The organism is Priestia sp. BR_2 (genome assembly GCF_041954005.1).
GTDB lineage: Bacteria > Bacillota > Bacilli > Paenibacillales > Paenibacillaceae > Paenibacillus_AQ > Paenibacillus_AQ lautus_A.
In genome coordinates this window covers 38,571-55,361 of sequence record NZ_JAVFHM010000312.1, presented here as the reverse complement: position 1 = coordinate 55,361, position 16,791 = coordinate 38,571, and the positions used below count along the sequence as shown (strand labels likewise).

17 protein-coding genes and 1 tRNA gene are annotated in these 16,791 nt (G+C 51.3%); 15 read left to right on the top strand and 3 right to left on the bottom strand.

The genetic code is table 11. The annotated features are described in order from the left end of the window. Positions 1–72: 72 nt before the first annotated feature. From pstC to RB298_RS26845, 9 genes are all read left to right on the top strand, one after another. Positions 73–966, top strand: coding sequence for a phosphate ABC transporter permease subunit PstC (gene pstC / locus RB298_RS26885; RefSeq protein ID WP_009594642.1), 894 nt, complete (start codon positions 73–75; stop codon positions 964–966). Further along, positions 967–1,842 carry a phosphate ABC transporter permease PstA gene (pstA, locus tag RB298_RS26880; RefSeq protein WP_096776306.1) on the top strand — a complete coding sequence of 292 codons (876 nt, stop codon included), beginning with the start codon at positions 967–969 and terminating at the stop codon, positions 1,840–1,842. It begins immediately after the preceding gene. A gap of 47 nt (positions 1,843–1,889) precedes the next feature. Further along, positions 1,890–2,645 (top strand): phosphate ABC transporter ATP-binding protein PstB, encoded by a 756-nt coding sequence (gene pstB / locus RB298_RS26875; protein ID WP_009594645.1) that lies wholly within the window; start codon positions 1,890–1,892, stop codon positions 2,643–2,645. Positions 2,646–2,699: 54 nt separating this feature from the next. Continuing rightward, positions 2,700–3,359, top strand: a complete 660-nt coding sequence (phoU, locus tag RB298_RS26870; RefSeq protein ID WP_486049408.1) for a phosphate signaling complex protein PhoU — start codon at positions 2,700–2,702, stop codon at positions 3,357–3,359. A gap of 268 nt (positions 3,360–3,627) precedes the next feature. Further along, entirely contained in the window at positions 3,628–6,288 is a 2,661-nt protein-coding gene (gene polA, locus RB298_RS26865; protein WP_486049406.1) for a DNA polymerase I, read from the top strand. Positions 6,289–6,434: 146 nt separating this feature from the next. Next, on the top strand, positions 6,435–7,268 hold the full coding sequence (mutM, locus tag RB298_RS26860) for a DNA-formamidopyrimidine glycosylase (RefSeq protein WP_015736973.1): 834 nt from the start codon (positions 6,435–6,437) through the stop codon (positions 7,266–7,268). Between the two features lie 121 nt (positions 7,269–7,389). After that, the gene (locus tag RB298_RS26855) at positions 7,390–8,130 is read left to right on the top strand and encodes an MntP/YtaF family protein (protein WP_340968317.1); all 741 of its coding nucleotides are present in this window, start codon (positions 7,390–7,392) and stop codon (positions 8,128–8,130) included. A 9-nt stretch (positions 8,131–8,139) separates the two neighbouring features. Continuing rightward, positions 8,140–8,739 (top strand): dephospho-CoA kinase, encoded by a 600-nt coding sequence (gene coaE, locus RB298_RS26850; protein ID WP_375121704.1) that lies wholly within the window; start codon positions 8,140–8,142, stop codon positions 8,737–8,739. Beyond that, positions 8,736–9,302 carry a lytic transglycosylase domain-containing protein gene (locus tag RB298_RS26845; RefSeq protein WP_015736970.1) on the top strand — a complete coding sequence of 189 codons (567 nt, stop codon included), beginning with the start codon at positions 8,736–8,738 and terminating at the stop codon, positions 9,300–9,302. The genes coaE and RB298_RS26845 overlap by 4 nt, the downstream gene beginning before the upstream one ends. Before the next feature lie 68 nt (positions 9,303–9,370). On the opposite strand, the gene RB298_RS26840 is transcribed toward RB298_RS26845, so the two are convergent. Then, positions 9,371–9,598, bottom strand: a complete 228-nt coding sequence (locus RB298_RS26840; RefSeq protein ID WP_053492022.1) for an alpha/beta-type small acid-soluble spore protein — start codon at positions 9,596–9,598, stop codon at positions 9,371–9,373. A 147-nt stretch (positions 9,599–9,745) separates the two neighbouring features. On the opposite strand from RB298_RS26840, the gene nrdR reads away from it, so the two are divergent. Both nrdR and RB298_RS26830 read left to right on the top strand, forming a co-directional pair. Further along, positions 9,746–10,219, top strand: coding sequence for a transcriptional regulator NrdR (gene nrdR, locus RB298_RS26835; RefSeq protein WP_006212015.1), 474 nt, complete (start codon positions 9,746–9,748; stop codon positions 10,217–10,219). 179 nt (positions 10,220–10,398) lie between these two features. Next, positions 10,399–10,471, top strand: a tRNA-Ala gene (locus RB298_RS26830). A gap of 127 nt (positions 10,472–10,598) precedes the next feature. Here the strand turns inward: RB298_RS26830 and RB298_RS26825 are convergent. Beyond that, complete coding sequence (locus RB298_RS26825) at positions 10,599–11,789, bottom strand: YhgE/Pip domain-containing protein (RefSeq protein WP_096776302.1); 1,191 nt, start codon at positions 11,787–11,789, stop codon at positions 10,599–10,601. A gap of 252 nt (positions 11,790–12,041) precedes the next feature. Next, entirely contained in the window at positions 12,042–12,821 is a 780-nt protein-coding gene (locus RB298_RS26820) for a nuclear transport factor 2 family protein (RefSeq protein WP_096776301.1), read from the bottom strand. A gap of 195 nt (positions 12,822–13,016) precedes the next feature. Here RB298_RS26820 and RB298_RS26815 point away from each other — a divergent pair, with 195 nt between their 5' ends. The 4 genes from RB298_RS26815 to RB298_RS26800 all read left to right on the top strand — a co-directional run bounded on the left by RB298_RS26815 (position 13,017) and on the right by RB298_RS26800 (position 16,490). After that, a complete protein-coding gene (locus RB298_RS26815) occupies positions 13,017–13,628 on the top strand; it encodes a TetR/AcrR family transcriptional regulator (protein WP_486049401.1) in 612 nt (203 codons plus the stop codon). 111 nt (positions 13,629–13,739) lie between these two features. After that, positions 13,740–14,021: an ArsR/SmtB family transcription factor gene (locus RB298_RS26810; protein ID WP_096776696.1), complete on the top strand. Its 282-nt coding sequence runs from the start codon at positions 13,740–13,742 to the stop codon at positions 14,019–14,021. A 96-nt stretch (positions 14,022–14,117) separates the two neighbouring features. Beyond that, positions 14,118–15,170, top strand: a complete 1,053-nt coding sequence (locus RB298_RS26805; RefSeq protein WP_486049400.1) for an LLM class flavin-dependent oxidoreductase — start codon at positions 14,118–14,120, stop codon at positions 15,168–15,170. 144 nt (positions 15,171–15,314) lie between these two features. Beyond that, a complete protein-coding gene (locus RB298_RS26800) occupies positions 15,315–16,490 on the top strand; it encodes an MFS transporter (protein WP_486049398.1) in 1,176 nt (391 codons plus the stop codon). The last annotated feature ends 301 nt before the right edge of the window (positions 16,491–16,791 follow it).

Below are 16,791 nucleotides of genomic sequence, written 5' to 3'. Positions count from 1 at the left end.
CCTTCGGGCAACCCATAGAAAGGGAAGAGGAGAATGAACAAAACTTCACCCGTGGCGGCAAACACTAAAAGCATGACATTCCGTCGAAGCAAAACGCGCATCTCAGACAAAATCATTCCAATCCTGCTCGGCTTGTGTGCCATGCTTTCGGTGTTTACCACCATCGGTATTGTATATACGCTTCTACAGGAATCCGTGATCTTCTTCAAGGAAGTGCCGGTATGGTCCTTCTTGACCGGAACGACATGGAGTCCGATTCTCCCTCCAAAAGAATTCGGCGTGCTGCCCCTGCTGGGCGGCACATTGCTGATTACAGGCATTGCGATCATTTTCGCAGTGCCTATCGGCTTGGCATGCGCTATTTATCTCAATGAATACGCTCCTGCCCGGGTTCGGGGGGTTGTAAAGCCAGTGCTTGAAGTATTGGCTGGTGTACCAACGATTGTTTACGGATATTTTGCGCTTGAAACCGTAACGCCATTCCTTCAAAAGATTTTTCCCGATATGGGGATATTCAATGCGCTTAGCGCGGGGCTCGTGGTCGGCATCATGGTCCTGCCGATGATTTCGTCTTTAAGCGAAGACGCGATGCGTGCTGTTCCCAAGAGTCTTCGTCATGGGGCATACGCGCTGGGTGCTACCCGATTTGAGGTTGCGCTGAAGATCGTGCTTCCAGCCGCTCTGTCCGGGGTCGTGTCCTCATTCGTATTGGCATTCTCGCGCGCGATCGGCGAAACGATGATCGTGACGGTAGCTGCAGGCGCCACGCCGCAGTTGACGCTGAATCCGCTGGAAAGCATTCAGACGATGACTTCGTATATCGTTCAGGTAAGCATGGGAGACGTTCCGCGAGGAACGATTGAATACGGTACGATTTTTGCAGTAGGTTTGACCTTGTTTGTCATCACCTTCTTGCTTAATATATTGGCGCAGTGGGTCGCTCGCCGCTTCAGGGAGGAATACTAGATGGAACAATTGAATCTGGGGGACAGCAAAGGAATCAACCGGAGACGCCGTAGTGACCAGACGCTGCATATGATTTTCCTGGCTTGTACCAGCATCGGTATTCTTGTTTTGATGGCTTTGATCGTGACGATCGTGATGGATGGCGTTCATCGGCTCTCGCCTGATCTGTTCACCAACTTTCCGTCGCGCATCGCGGATAAAGCGGGACTGAAATCGCCGATTGTCGGCACGATTTATTTGCTTTTGCTCATGGCTCCACTGTCCTTCGTACTGGGCGTGGGCGCGGCCATCTTTCTCGAAGAGTATGCGGGCCGCAGCCGCTGGGTTCGGCTCATTCAGCTGAATATCAGTACGCTTGCAGGGGTTCCTTCTATTATATACGGCATCCTGGGGCTGGCGATTTTCGTGCGCGGCATGAATCTTGGACGCAGCCTGTTGTCCGGGGTACTAACGATGACGCTGCTCGTGCTGCCGATTATCATCGTTGCGGCGCAGGAGGCGCTTCGCGCCGTGCCTAAGAACCGGCGTGACGCGTCATACGCGCTGGGCGCAACGAAGTGGCAAACGGTATCCAGCGCCGTGCTGCCGTCAGCGATTCCTGGAATTATGACCGGGGTTATCCTGGCCTTGTCTCGTGCGATCGGCGAAACCGCACCGCTTATCATGATTGGTGCTTTAACGTACGTGGCCTTCTTGCCGGAAAATCTGCTCGATTCGTTTACTGTCATGCCGATCCAGATCTTTAACTGGGTATCCAGACCAAGTGAGGCATTCCACGAGCTGGCAGCTTCGGGTATCATCCTGCTGCTCATCATGCTGTTCATCATGAACATCGCAGCCGTGTGGATTCGGAACAAGTATTCGAAGAACATCTAAGAGACGCATAGCAGATCTAATCGTGAAAAAGGAGACATGAATAAGATATGGAATCCATCATACAGATAAAAAAATTGAATTTATACTACGATACGTACCATGCGCTTAAAAACGTCGATCTGGACATTCCGGAGAAAACGGTGACGGCATTCATCGGACCGTCGGGCTGCGGCAAGTCAACGCTGCTGCGTACGCTGAATCGGATGAACGACATGATCCCTTCCACCCGAATCGAAGGCAGCGTGCAAATCGGCGGGACGGAAATCTACAGCGAGGAGGTCCACGTCGAGGCCTTGCGCAAGCAGGTAGGGATGGTGTTCCAGCAGCCGAATCCGTTCCCTAAATCGATCTATGACAACATCGCTTACGGGCCGCGCCTGCACGGCATCCGCAATAAAGCGGAGCTTGACCAAATCGTGGAGCAAAGCTTGAAGCAGGCTGTGCTGTGGGACGAAGTCAAAGATTATCTTAAGCGTTCTGCGCTGAGCCTGTCCGGCGGTCAGCAGCAGCGCCTGTGCATTGCCCGGGCCCTTGCCGTACAGCCGGATATCCTGCTCATGGATGAAGCCACGTCCGCGCTGGACCCGATCTCGACGCTGAAGATCGAAGAGCTGGTACAGGAGCTGAAGAGCAAATACACCATCGTTATGGTTACGCACAATATGCATCAGGCTGCACGCGTATCCGGGCAGACGGTATTTTTCCTGAATGGCGAAGTGGTTGAATCCGCAAACACGGATACGCTGTTCTCGACGCCGTCGGATGCACGTACCGAGGATTATATCTCGGGCCGTTTCGGTTAAGGCCGTTATTACGACAATGATCTTTCTTAAAAGTAGATAGGAGGAGCATCATACATGATCCGGAGAATTGAGTTTGATCAGCAGCTTGATGAGCTGAGAAGTTTGCTGCAGGATATGGGCAAGCATATGGAGGAGGCGCTGGCAAACAGCGTGGAGTCCCTCCAGACCTTGGATGCGGAGAAAGCGCAGGTGGTTATCAAGAACGATGTGCAGTTAAACAACATGGAAGAGCAAATCATGGACATCGGCTCCCGCCTGATCGTGACCCAGCAGCCTGTGGCAAAGGATTTGCGCCGAATATTGGTTGCTTTCCGGATTGCAAGCGATTTGGAGCGTATGGGAGACTTGGCGCGGGATGTCGCTAAAGTTACGGTCCGTCTGCAAGGCCAGAAACTGATCAAGCCTTTGGTGGATCTTCCGCGGATGTCGGATATGGTGCGTGCGATGGTTTCGGAATCCATCGAATCCTATCTGACGGAAAATACGGATCTGGCTTATAAAATGGCACAGGATGATGATCAGGTCGATCACTTGTACAGCGTCATTCTGCAGGACCTGTATTCGCATCTGACATCCGATCCGGATTCGGCCAATCAAGCGATGCTGCTGATCATGGTGGGACGCTACATCGAACGGATCGCCGACCATGCAACCAACATCGGCGAGAGCACGGTGTACCTCGTAACGGGTCATCGTCCCGACCTCAATCAATAGCAAAATGTTAGTCAAACGCTGGCGAAAGCCGGCGTTTTTTTTGCGAGCATTTAGAAAACTCCAGCGAAGCGAGGCCATTCTTTCATCGCATTTATATGTTTTGGGGCCCCCGCAAAGGATTTGGAATAAGCATCGAAGCACAGGCTCCACTTTGTGGGGCTATTTTGCGGAAAAACAGGAATTCACCGCTAATCGAACGGATTGTTCGGATTTGGCGTTAACCTATGTTATCATGTGGAAAGGAAGTAATATTGGTGCGAGGTGTTCTATGGACAAGCTGATTCTGATTGATGGAAATAATATCATTTACCGGGCATTCTTTGCGATGCCGCCGCTGACCAATGCCAGCGGACAACAGACGAATGCGGTTTACGGCTTTACGACGATGCTGCTTCGCTTGATCGAGGAGCATAAACCGACGCATATGATGGTGGCATTCGATGCCGGCAAGGAAACGTTCCGCCATGCGGATTTTCAGGAGTACAAGGGCGGCCGACAAAAGACCCCGCCGGAGCTCTCAGGACAATTCCCGCTGCTGAAGGAGCTGCTGAAAGGCCTGGGCGTCTCCCAATTCGAAATCGGCGGTTATGAGGCCGACGACATTATCGGTACGATTACCCGCCAGGCTGACGAAGCCGGCCGCAAGGTGATGGTCGTCTCCGGGGACAAGGACATGCTGCAGTTGGCTTCGGAGCATACCACGATCGCGATGGTCCGCAAAGGCGTCACCGAAATCGAGTATTACGGACCGGAACAGATTAAGGAGCGGTATAACCTGACGCCTGATCAGATTATCGACCTTAAGGGATTGATGGGCGATGCTTCCGATAACATTCCCGGCGTTCCGGGAGTAGGGGAGAAGACCGCGCTGAAGCTGCTTCATGAATTCGGATCCGTTGAAGCGGTGGTGTCCCGGACCGATGAGCTGAAGGGCAAGATGAAAGAGAAGATCGAGGAGCATGCGGATTCCGCCATACTCAGCAAGAAGCTGGCTACGATCTTCCGCGAAGTGCCGCTGGAACAGTCGCTGGATGAAATGGCATTTACGGGCCTGAATGAAGAGACGGCTGGTCCCGCACTGGCGAAGCTCGAGTTTAAATCGCTTATCGAACGGTTGAACCTGAGCACAAGCGGTGCCGCTGGTGATGCGGCGGAGTCGAAGCCTGAAGCGAAGATCGACGTGACCCTTGTGGACGAGAAGGGCATTGCCGAGGTTGCGGATCATCTGGCACAAGTGACCGTGCTTCATGTGGAAACGCATGGGGACAACCCCCATCATGCGGACGTGATCGGGCTGGCACTCGCGACGGAGGAGCGGCAGTACTTCATTCCGTTTGACGTGCTGAAGTCGGAAGAGGCGGAGCCTGTCCGTGCTTGGCTTGCCGATAGCGAGATCCAAAAACGCGGGTATGACCTGCACCGTATTGACCTGGCGCTGCATTGGCAGGGCATCGCTTTTGCCGGCGCGGCATTCGACGTTCACCTGGCAGCCTACCTGCTGGATCCTACGGAATCGAATCAAACCCTTAGCGGTCTGGCCTCCAAGTACGGTCTGGCCTATCTTCAAGCCGATGAGGACGTGTTCGGTAAAGGGGCCAAGTACAAGGTTCCCGATGTGGAGAAGCTCAGCGAGCACATGGCCAGAAAATGCCTGGCCGTATCCGAACTGGTTCCCATTCAGGAGAAGGAGCTGGCTGCGAATGAAATGCTCCCGCTGTTCCATGATCTGGAGATGCCGCTTTCCCGCATTCTGGCCGATATGGAGAAGCAGGGAATCGCCGTGAATGCGGAGGATTTGAAGGAGCTGGGACGCGAGTTCGAAGGGCAGATCGCGAAGCTCGTTCAGGAGATTTACGAGATCGCCGGAACGGAATTCAATCTCAATTCGCCTAAACAGCTCGGCGAAATTCTGTTTGTGAAGCTGGAGCTGCCGGTCATCAAGAAGACCAAAACCGGTTATTCCACCGATGCCGAGGTGCTCGAAAAGCTGGCGCCTTATCACGATATCGTCCGCTTGATTTTGCAGTATCGTACATTGGCCAAGCTGCAATCCACTTACGTGGAAGGACTGCTGAAGGAGATTTCATCCGTAACCGGCAAAGTGCATACCTACTATCGTCAGACCATTGCCGCTACCGGCCGTCTGAGCAGCCAATACCCGAATTTGCAGAACATTCCGATCCGTCTGGAGGAAGGGCGCAAGCTGCGCAAGGTTTTCGTTCCGTCGGAACCGGGCTGGAGCATTCTGGCAGCGGACTACTCCCAAATCGAGCTTCGCGTGCTTGCGCATATCTCGGACGACGAACGGCTGAAGGAAGCCTTCGTCCACGACATGGACATCCACACCAAGACGGCGATGGACGTGTTTGGAGTCGGCATGGATGAGGTGGACTCCAATATGCGTCGGTCCGCCAAGGCGGTTAACTTCGGCATCGTGTATGGGATCAGCGACTATGGCCTGTCCCAGAACCTGAACATTACGCGGAAGGAAGCGGCAGCGTTTATCGACCAGTATTTCGAGGTGTTCCAGGGCGTGCGGCGCTATATGGACGTGATCGTCAAGCAGGCGAAGCAAGACGGGTATGTGAAGACCTTGCTCGAACGCAGACGGTATCTGCCGGAGATTAACGCCAGCAACTTCAACCTGCGCTCTTTTGCAGAGCGGACGGCGATGAATACGCCGATTCAGGGAACGGCCGCGGACATCATCAAGCTGGCCATGGTCCATATGGACAAGGCGCTCCATGAGCGCCAATTGAAGAGCCGCATGCTGCTCCAGGTGCACGATGAATTGGTGTTCGAGGTACCGGAGGATGAGCTGGAGGTCATGAAGGAATTGGTGCCGGACGTGATGAGTCAGGCGCTGAAGCTGTCCGTGCCGCTGAAATCGGAAGTCAGCTATGGCGAGAACTGGTACGAGGCAAAGTAAAAGCTGCACGGTGTGCTGGCGGATAGGGTTCATTAAGGGGGATCATGGGGTGAAGAGGGAGGCGGTTATGCACCATACCTTTCCACAAAACCATGGTCCCGCTCTGTCCCAACTTCCGGTATAATGGGGGATGAGGTGAAGTCATTATGCCGGAATTGCCGGAAGTAGAAACCGTGAAACGAACACTGAACCAATTGATTAAAGGTAAGCATATAGATCATGTATCCGTGAACCTGCCGCGGATTATCCAGCGTCCTGACGATATCGAGGCATTTGCTTTTATGTTAAAGGGCCATACCGTGGAAGGCGTGGAGCGCCGCGGGAAGTTTTTGCGGATCTTGCTGGACGGGCTGGTGCTCGTTTCGCATCTTCGGATGGAGGGGCGTTACGGGGTGTACCGAGCCGAGGAGCCGGTGGAGAAGCATACCCATGTCATCTTCCATTTCTCGGACGGGACGGAGCTGCGGTACAAGGACGTGCGCCAATTCGGAACGATGCATCTATTTGCGCCGGGGGAAGAGTTCCAGCATGCTCCCCTTGCCAAGCTTGGTTATGAGCCGCTGGATGACACGTTTACGTTCGGAACCTTCAAGGAAGTCATCGGCACCAAGAAAACGAAGATCAAGGCGGTGCTTCTGAATCAGGCATATGTGGTCGGCATCGGCAATATATATGTTGATGAGGCCTTGTTCCGGGCCAAGATTCATCCGGAGCGGAACGCGAACAGCCTGAAGGATGCCGAACTTAAGCGATTGTATCATGCGATCGTGGATACGTTGTCCGAAGCCGTCGACGCGGGCGGATCTTCCATCAAGTCCTATGTCAACGGGCAGGGCGAGATGGGGATGTTCCAGAACAGCCATCAGATTTACGGTCGGAAGGACAAGCCGTGCCATGCGTGCGGCGGCCCGATTCATAAGATCGTGGTCGGCGGACGGGGGACCCATTACTGCCCGAAGTGTCAGCCGGTCAAGAAGTAATTGAATAGGCGTGCACCCATTCCTGCTCCCCCACATATAATGTGGAACATATGTGGAGCGCATCGGCAGCTCTTCTTCATGAATGAGCAGCTTGATGTGGAGCTTTGGAGGAGGGAAAAGGGTGCTCAGTCATATTTTCTCGTCTGCCCTGCTGGCCATGGCGTTAAGCCTGGACGGATTTGGGGCAGGGGTTACATACGGTCTGCGCAAAACAAGGATACCGCTGCTGTCTGTATTGATCATCTCGCTGTGTTCCGGTTTGGTGCTTGGCGTCTCCATGCAGGCAGGCGCGCTGCTGCAGCGGTTCTTATCCCCGTCTGCGGCATCCGTGATCGGAGCTGCCATTTTGATACTGCTGGGCCTATGGTCTTTATATCAGCAGGTTCGGAGAAGCAGCGAGCCTGAAGTGCAGCCGGCATCCGCCGTGGATTCTTCCGCATCGCTTACGGAAACGCCGGGAGCCATTCATCAAGGGACACCGCGTCGTGAAGTTACCACGGCAGGCCAAGAGCAGCTTCAGCGAGCGGTATTCTCCCTTGAAATACCGAAGATCGGCGTCGTCATTCAAATTCTCCGCAGCCCGACGAAAGCGGATCTGGACGACTCCGGCAGCATCTCACCATGGGAGGCGATGTGGCTGGGGATCGCGCTGTCGCTCGATGCGTTCGGAGCAGGGCTCGGCGCAGCGATGCTGGGTTTCTCGCCGCTAGGCACCGCAGCCGTGGTTTCCTTGTTCAGCGGGATATTTCTGGTGCTGGGCATGCGGGTCGGCCTCCGTTTTGCGGCCAAGGGAGGCATGCGTTTTATCTCGTATTTGCCTGCTTTTTTATTAGTTGTCATGGGTATAATGAAGCTGTTATGAGGTGAAGTCATGAATATCGGTTTAACCGGAGGAATTGCAACAGGCAAAAGCACCGTGTCCTCCATGTTGGCCATGAAGGGAGCGCTTCTCGTCGATGCGGATATCATCGCCCGGGAAGTGATGCTCCCGGGTCATCCGGTGCTGGGTAAAGTGACCGAACATTTTGGACAAGCGATCCTGTTTGAAGACGGTACGTTGAATCGAAAGAAGCTCGGGGAGATGATTTTCCGTCATCCGGAGCAGAGAGCGGCATTGAATGAGATTACGCATCCGGCAATCCGGCAGGAAATACGGGAACGGACGGAGGCGTATGAACGGCAGCATCCCGACCGGCTCGTGGTAGCGGATATTCCATTGCTGCTGGAGGCAAGGGAAGCCTATCCTTATCTGAAGCAGATCGCTGTTGTCTATGTCCCGCGCGAGCTGCAGCTTGCGCGTTTGATGGAGCGGGACGCTCTTACCCGGGAAGCGGCAGAGGCGCGTCTTAGCAGCCAGATGGACATTGAGGAGAAGAAGCTTCGAGCGGATATCCTGATCGATAACAGCGGCACGTTGGCCGAAACGCAGCAGCAGGTGGACAACCTGTGGAACAGGTTGGTTCAGTTATGAAGTGGCTTCGTAAAAAAAGGGTGCTGCTCCTGCTGTTCGTTTCTTTTGTAGCGCTGCTGTTCCTAAGTTCCAATTGGATGACCCTGCTGTATCCGATCCATTATAAGGATGAGATCCGCAAACATGCCGCTTATTATGAGGTCGATCCGTTTCTGGTGGCCTCGATCATCCGGGTGGAAACGAATTTCAAGCCGGGCAAGGAATCCAAGAAGGGGGCGCTGGGCATTATGCAGCTGATGCCGGATACGGCGAACTGGGCGATGGAAATGGCCAAGCTCCCGTCGGTGAACCTGCTGAGCGTAAAGAATGAAGTGGATGCGAACATCCAGCTGGGCACCTGGTACATTCAGAATCTGCACAAGGAAATGGACGGCAATCCGATTGCCGCCATCGCCGCTTATAACGCGGGCCCGGGGAACGTCAAGAATTGGATCAACAAGGGCATGTGGGACGGAACCTATGAGAACGTGAAGAGTATACCGATCGGGGAAACCCGGCATTATGTACAGCGCGTGATTTATTATTATAATCAATATACGGATGTGTATAAGGGCGGCTTCTAAAGAAAAAAAGAGCGCTGGACAGGCTCTTACTTCGAGCCGCCAACACTCCTTTTTTAAGGAAGAATCAATTATTGACCGGAGAATTGACCAGCCAATTGTTGCTCGGCCAGGGTTACAAGACGCTTTGTGATGTATCCCCCGATCGAACCGTTCTCATAGGAAGTCATGTTACCTTGGTATCCGTCTTGTGGAATGGAGATACCAAGTTCTTGAGCTACCTCGTACTTCAGTTGCTCAAGAGCAGCGTTTGCGCGAGGAACAACCAGGTTGTTGGAGTTGTTGTTGCTTTGTGCCATGTTAAGTTCACCTCCTTGGGTTGGTAAAAGTATTATGTCTCGGGTCTCGCATTTTCATAACATAAAAGACAAAAGTTTTGCTGGTAAATTTTTCTGACGCCCATTAAGGGCGAATCACGCTGAATACAAAGGAAGTGAAGACAACTTATGAAGTGTCCATATTGCAGTTATGCCGGAACGAAAGTGCTGGATTCCAGGCCTGCCAACGAGAATAAATCCATCCGCCGCCGCAGGGAATGCGAGCAGTGCAGCAAGAGATTCACAACCTTTGAAATGGTGGAGGAAACGCCGCTGATCGTCGTGAAAAAGGACGGAAGCCGCGAAGAGTTCAGCCGGGAGAAGGTGCTCCGCGGTTTGATAAGGGCATGCGAGAAGCGTCCGGTATCCGTGGACCAGCTGGATATGATCGTATCGGATGTCGAGAAGGCGCTGCGCAATACCGCGGCGGCGGAAGTGGAGAGCCGCCAGATCGGGGAGCTTCTGATGGAACGGTTATATCCGGTCGACGAGGTGGCTTACGTTCGGTTTGCGTCCGTATACCGGCAGTTCAAGGATATCAATATGTTCATGAAGGAACTGAAAAGCCTGCTGTCCAAGGATACGGACGTGCAGGAGCTGTAAGAGCGCCACGGTTCTTAAACGACCCTGGTGCTCTTCCGGCGCTCTCATGGCGCCAAATTCTCAACATCGATAAGTGACATTATATAGAGAAGGAAAAAAGGCACTGCGCATTATCAAAAAAGTTCTGAAAAAGTGTTGACATGCCTGCTGATTTTTTATATGATATAGAAGTCGCTTACGGGGCCTTAGCTCAGCTGGGAGAGCGCATCGCTGGCAGCGATGAGGTCAGGGGTTCGATCCCCCTAGGCTCCATACGAAGAGAAACCCTTGAGAAATCAAGGGTTTTTTTTGTTTTTATAATAACTTTTTAATACTTCCCAGAAAATTAAATTATTACATGAGCGTAAAAAAAGGAAGTACAACGCATCGTTGATTGTTCTTACTTTATTGTATCGCCTGTAACAGAAGTAGGGGCGGCATCTGTCGCTTGATTTGCCTTAAATCCGGAAGAGAGCAGCAAGACCAAAAATCCACCGGCGACGCCCCACAAAATCAAGGCGTTTGAGTGAGCGGCGTCCAGTCCGCCGAAGTACATGACTTCCCGTAGCCCTCCTGCCGCGAAGCGCAGTGGCGTCCACGAATAGATCCAATCTCGCGTCGTCTGCGACAAGAACTCCGGAGCCATGTTCAGGAGCGGCACCGAGAAGAACATCAGCAGTACGAGCAGCGGTATTGCACGGAATCCGATCCAATTCAGCAAGGAAGATTGCAACAAGAAGAACGCCGATCCAGCCAACCATAAGAACAACCACGTCTCCCCCGCGTTCGCCAGTTCCATGCCGTACCACGACGAAGCCATCCATATGGTGAAGCATGAGGCTATGCCGACGATCGCAAGCCCCCCGATAGCTTGCAGCGCGCTGACTGTCCATCTCCTTGAACCCGCGGCGACCGCCTTCTGGCTAGCCAGGAGCAAGACGACTCCGGTCACCATGCTGCCGATCCATATAATCTGGGTAAACAAGCCCGGCGCATTTCCCGCCGCATTATTCACTCCCGGTGGATGCACGACTTCCTCCTGAACGTTCACCGGTGTCATTAAAGCTTTAGCCGTCTCAATGGGAATTTGTCCCGTTTGCTGTCCGATCTGCCCAAGCAGCTGCTGCAACAGTTCCCCATTGATCATGTTCATCGCTTGCCCCATTGCCTGTCTTACGACCATCGAGGCTTGGGTGTTCATACCCTCGTTGGAGATGATTCTCACATTAGGGTGAATCGGCGAGTGAGTCGCTAACGAGAGTAAACCGCTGCTCAGATTCGCAGGAATCACCATCGCTCCGTAATATTCGCGTTTATCCAGTCCATCCCGAGCCTTTTCCTCGGAATCCACGACATGCCAGACAAACGGCATTGCCGGGCTCGACAGCAACTTTTCCCGGATCATTTCCCCTACCGCAAACGTTTCTCCAGTCGGCAGCTCCGTCGGCTGGTCAAGGATAACGAGGGCCGCCGGGACCTCCTTTGGCTTCGATCCAAGCACCGATCCCATCATCGCTAACCCGAATACGGTCAACACGATCAGGACGAGCACCATGCCCAGCCACATCATTTTTTGTGTCAGCATTTTCATGATCCACTACTCCTTGTTCTTTATAATGAACATATGGTTGATTATCAACGGCAATGTTCATTTGTGAAGGGCAACCATATAATATGGCTGCATCACACGATCACTTCATGGCAATGAACAAAAAGAGCGTTGCTGCAGCAACGCTTCTGTATCTTTTTGATTACAAAATTGATTGCTCAAGTACATTCGTGAAGCGCAAGACATCACCGCACTTACATTTCGGCGATGCCTTGCGATTTAGCCACACAAATTTCAAAATCTACTGTTCGAATTTTTTCGTTTTTCTGCCGGCAGTATGGCCTCGATTACGTCCCAATGCTCAGCGATCTTTCCATCCTCTACGCGGAACAGATCGTAGAAAGCGGTATGTTGACCATCAAACAGACCTTCACTCATTGTAAGGACAAAATCGCCTTGTCCGATTACTTGGTGGACATGAGTATATTGAAACTCAATATTTCTCTCCTTCAGAGCCTGCAAAGCAGCGTGAAGACCGGAAAGGCCGTCTGCAATATGCGGACTATGCTGAATGTAGTGATCTCCATCAAAGTAAGAGGCCAGCAGGTCAGGGTTCTTCCCGAGCAAGATGTTCTCAACATAGCTTTTGACAAATGCTTTGTTGGCATCCGTCTTGTCGATATCCTTAATCGTAACCGGTCCGTCAATCATCGTATGATTGCTTGGTGTCTTCTCCACCATCTCTTGCAAATTGTCCCAATGCTCGACGATTAGTCCATTCTCAAAACGGAAGAGATCAAATACGATTTTAGGGCCGTGAAAATGATATACAGAATGAAGAGCCACATAATTTCCGTCGACTAAAGTACGCTTAATGCTTACCTTAGTACCCATTTCCTTTAAATGATCAAGTGCGCCAAGCATGGATTCACGACCATCGAGTAAGGCCTGGTTATGCTGAATATATTGATCTGGATGAACGTAAGCCGTAATCGCTTCGGGGTTGCCGCTCTCAAAACTTTCCAGTACGGCGACTGCCTTACGAACAAGCTCATTCTGATGATTGGATGTCATTGGAATATCCTCCTTGGGAATTTTTTTGGTCATTAGATAAATAATGAACAAGACGTTGTTTATTTATCTGTTGCTCATTATAATAGAGGCTAATATAACGCTCAATATTCAATATTTTTAGTTATGATGGATAACAGACAACTCATAAAACTTTGTCGCTTAACGACCTAAATAAATTTAGGGGGAACGAAAACAATGAACAAGAAAACCGACCTAAGAATACTGCGCACGAAACAATCGATTCGAAAGGCGTTTTATGAGCTTATTCAGGAAAAGGGATATGAATCGATAACGATCCAGGATATTGCCGATCGGGCTATGATCAATCGAAACACATTTTATCTCCACTACCAAAACAAGCCTGATTTATTAGATACATGTATGAATGAATTGTTGAGCGAATTAAAGGATGCGGTCATTCTTTGTCCCATCAGCATGAATCCTTTCAGTATTTCTCTACTCGAGACAGTCATGCAAACTGTACTGGAGCATATTTCTCTAAATTTGACCTTTTATCATTCCATGTTAATAGATGAGAATAGAATCTATCAGTTTCAAGCGAAAATGGAAAATATCATCAAAGATAAATTAATTGAGGGGTGGAAACCTGCTCAGGGAAACTCCCCATTAGCGATATCCAAGGAATTGCTGATCGAATACCTCGGATCGTCTTTCATGGGGATTGTAATTTGGTGGATTAAAGACGATAAACCCCTTCCTGCAGATGAAGTTTCATCTCAGTTTAGCAGAATCGTTGCCTACGGGCATTTAAGGGCTGCCGGCATCGCCGTCGAGGATTATAATTAGCGAAGTAGAAGGAGCAGGATTCAGATATGCCCTTTACATTTGAATGACATGGTGCTAAACTTGATTTCGATAGTTATAGAACTGCAGAAGATATGCGGGGAGGTGGATACAGTGGGAGAAAATCAAGAAGCTATGGGGCAAGCGGTTAAAGTGTATAAAGCTTTGGGGGAACCAACCCGGCTGAAGATCGCTTTACTGCTCGCGAAAGAGAGCAATTTATGCTTCACCGCGGTCGGTGAAAGGCTTGAATCGGTTGCAGGCTCGACGCTATCGCATCATTTAAAGCAATTGACGGACTCTGGCTTGATTGATTCTCGCAAGAATGGATCGTTTATTCACTATAACGTCAATCGAGAAGTAGCGGAAAAATTTGCGCCCTTTTTGTTGGCGTAATTTTTTTCGAAATCATTTCTATATATTTAGAACAGTAGAAATGGTGGGACTCTTTGCTAATCATCCCTATTCCATATTAAGAAGGAGAGAATAACTATGAGCGGTCAAACGAATACGATGGAGATTGGAATGAGCACCTTCCTCCATGCTAATCCCGGAAATGGCGGTGTCTCGCATGCCGAGAGGCTGCGCCAAGCGATCGAAGAAATCCAATTGGCAGATCAGGTAGGCCTTGATGTTTATGCCATCGGCGAGCATCATCGCATCGAATACACTAGCTCGTCGCCAGCTGTCATTCTGGCCGCTGCTGCCGCTACAACGAAGCGGATCCGGCTCTCGAGCGCAGTGACGGTGCTATCTTCGGATGATCCGGTGCGGGTGTACCAGGACTTTGCAACGCTGGACGGGCTATCGAACGGGCGAGCGGAAATCATGGCCGGACGGGGTTCGTTCATCGAATCGTTCCCGCTATTCGGCTATGACCTGAAACATTACGAGGAATTGTATGAAGAGAAACTGGAACTGCTGCTGAAGATTCGTGAATCCGAAAAGGTGACCTGGCGCGGCGGTCATCGCCCCGCGATTGACAACATGGGCGTCTACCCGCGTGCACAGCAGGAACCTTTACCTGTCTGGATCGGTACGGGGGGGAGCCCGGAATCGGCTGTTCGCGCTGGTTTGCTGGGACTTCCGGTTGTCTTCTCTATCCTGGGCGGTGCGCCGCGGAGATTCGCACCCTTGGTGGAGCTCTATAAAGAAGCCGCTGTGAAAGCTGGTCACGATCCGAATAAGCTGCAAATTGCTACGCATTCGCATGGCTTTATTTCGGATACGACACAAGAGGCAGCTAAGCGGTATTACCCCGTTATGGCCGCCCAAATGAACCACATTGGACGGGAACGAGGCTGGCCTCCTTATACACAGGACTCGTACGATGCAGCCCGCAGCCTTCAAGGCGCTCTTTATGTTGGAGATCCCGAATATGTCGCAGAGAAGATCGTGCTGCTGCATAAGAACCTAGGCTTGACTCGATTCATGATGTATAACGATTTTAGTTCATTGCCGCATCGCGACTTGCTGCGGACGATTGAGCTTCTCGGCACCAAAGTAGCGCCGATTGTTCGTAAGGAGCTCGCCCGTCAGACGTAAGGCCATAACGCTTAAACAGAGTACGAACGCTTGGAACAAGGAGGCTTGGTTGAGCCGAGAAATGAAGTCGGCAATTAAGCATTATTTTTTAAATATGACTTCTATAGATTTAGATCTGTTGAAATGAAAAGAGGAGAGAAACATATGGGAAACTCATGGAAAATTTATATTCTGGCAATTGTCAGCTTTTTAGTCGGAACTTCGGAATTCGTGATTGCCGGCATTTTGGACATGCTTGCAAGTGATGTTGGAGTGTCGGTAGCGGCGGCCGGACAGTTGATTACGGTCTACTCGCTTGCTTATGCCATCGGCACCCCGATTCTCATTGCACTCACGGCAAAAATGGATCGGAGAAAGCTTATGCTGTCGGCTTTGGGATTATTTTTCGTTGGGAATTTGATCACTGTCACAACTACAGGCTACGGCATGCTGCTTGGAGCAAGAATTATTTTGGCGATCAGCACGGGGGTATTTATGGTCGTCGCCCTGACGGTTGCCGCCAAAATATCTCGTCCTGGAAAACAGGGCAGCGCGATCGCCACGGTTCTAGTGGGCTTTAACCTCGCACTTATTCTAGGGGTCCCGCTTGGGAGGATCATTGCGGGCTCACATGACTGGAAAATCATCTTCACGGGAGTCGGGGCCCTGAGCTTGGTGGCGATGTTGGTCCTTTGGCTGACGATTCCGAAATCGGAAGGAGAGGCTCCCGTTCCTATTCGGGAACAGCTCGCTTTATTAAAAAGCCCCCGAATCACTGTCGCGCTTTCCATCAGTTTTTTCTGGATATTGGGCTACACGATGCTGTACACCTATATAACGCCGTTTCTTTTGGACATTACGGGGATGAGCGAAGGGATGGTAAACGTCGGGTTGTTTGCGTTTGGGCTGGCCAGTCTTATAGGCTCCCAAGTTGGCGGCTACGGTGCAGATAAATGGGGTATCCCCCGCACGATGATTGGAGGTCTGCTCTTTCATTCCGGAATATTACTTTTACTGTCGGCGTTCTCCCATTCGTCCATGATCGTGTTGCCTTTGCTTATGCTATGGTCCTTATTCGCTTGGTCGACGGGGCCGGTTCAACAAGTTTATTTAATCGGCATGGCTCCTCAGGCTTCGGGGATCATCCTAAGTTTGAACAATTCTATCGTGCAGTTGGGAATGGCCGTAGGGGCTGTAATTGGGGGTATCGTTGTAGAAAGCATCTCTCTTGCAGCAGTTGGTTGGTTTGGCGGAGTTGGCGTCGCAATGGCACTCATCCCGGCTATTATTTCTTTATCCATGCGTCGCCGATCTGCAATAGCGGAACGAAACGAAGCGTAACCGGCAATGCGGAAGTTTGAAAACAAGGCTTCTATTTAAGTTGAACAAATGATATCAGAGAAGGAGGGAGCTTCGCGATGCGCTCAATCTCGACGATTCAAGCTGGTTGGCAGCCCGGAAAGATCTGGAGGAGGGTGCCAATCCATTAGGTCGCATCGAATCTAAGTAAGAACCAAAAAGGCGTGATCAAGCGAATCAAAGAAAGGGCCATCCCGCAAAAGGATGGCCCTAAATCTAAAGCCAAAGGGAGCCGTGATATAAAGCGCTCCCTTTGGCTAATCGTAAGTCCTCCATCTTTTTC

Excerpts from the sequence above, each read along its gene's own strand:
- pstC (WP_009594642.1), top strand. The coding sequence starts at position 73 with ATGACATTCCGTCGAAGCAAAACGCGCATCTCAGACAAAATCATTCCA.
- pstA (WP_096776306.1), top strand. The coding sequence starts at position 967 with ATGGAACAATTGAATCTGGGGGACAGCAAAGGAATCAACCGGAGACGC.
- pstB (WP_009594645.1), top strand. The coding sequence starts at position 1,890 with ATGGAATCCATCATACAGATAAAAAAATTGAATTTATACTACGATACG.
- phoU (WP_486049408.1), top strand. The coding sequence starts at position 2,700 with ATGATCCGGAGAATTGAGTTTGATCAGCAGCTTGATGAGCTGAGAAGT.
- polA (WP_486049406.1), top strand. The coding sequence starts at position 3,628 with ATGGACAAGCTGATTCTGATTGATGGAAATAATATCATTTACCGGGCA.
- mutM (WP_015736973.1), top strand. The coding sequence starts at position 6,435 with ATGCCGGAATTGCCGGAAGTAGAAACCGTGAAACGAACACTGAACCAA.
- coaE (WP_375121704.1), top strand. The coding sequence starts at position 8,140 with ATGAATATCGGTTTAACCGGAGGAATTGCAACAGGCAAAAGCACCGTG.
- RB298_RS26845 (WP_015736970.1), top strand. The coding sequence starts at position 8,736 with ATGAAGTGGCTTCGTAAAAAAAGGGTGCTGCTCCTGCTGTTCGTTTCT.
- RB298_RS26840 (WP_053492022.1), bottom strand. The coding sequence starts at position 9,598 with ATGGCACAAAGCAACAACAACTCCAACAACCTGGTTGTTCCTCGCGCA.
- nrdR (WP_006212015.1), top strand. The coding sequence starts at position 9,746 with ATGAAGTGTCCATATTGCAGTTATGCCGGAACGAAAGTGCTGGATTCC.
- RB298_RS26825 (WP_096776302.1), bottom strand. The coding sequence starts at position 11,789 with ATGAAAATGCTGACACAAAAAATGATGTGGCTGGGCATGGTGCTCGTC.
- RB298_RS26820 (WP_096776301.1), bottom strand. The coding sequence starts at position 12,821 with ATGACATCCAATCATCAGAATGAGCTTGTTCGTAAGGCAGTCGCCGTA.
- RB298_RS26815 (WP_486049401.1), top strand. The coding sequence starts at position 13,017 with ATGAACAAGAAAACCGACCTAAGAATACTGCGCACGAAACAATCGATT.
- RB298_RS26805 (WP_486049400.1), top strand. The coding sequence starts at position 14,118 with ATGAGCGGTCAAACGAATACGATGGAGATTGGAATGAGCACCTTCCTC.
- RB298_RS26800 (WP_486049398.1), top strand. The coding sequence starts at position 15,315 with ATGGGAAACTCATGGAAAATTTATATTCTGGCAATTGTCAGCTTTTTA.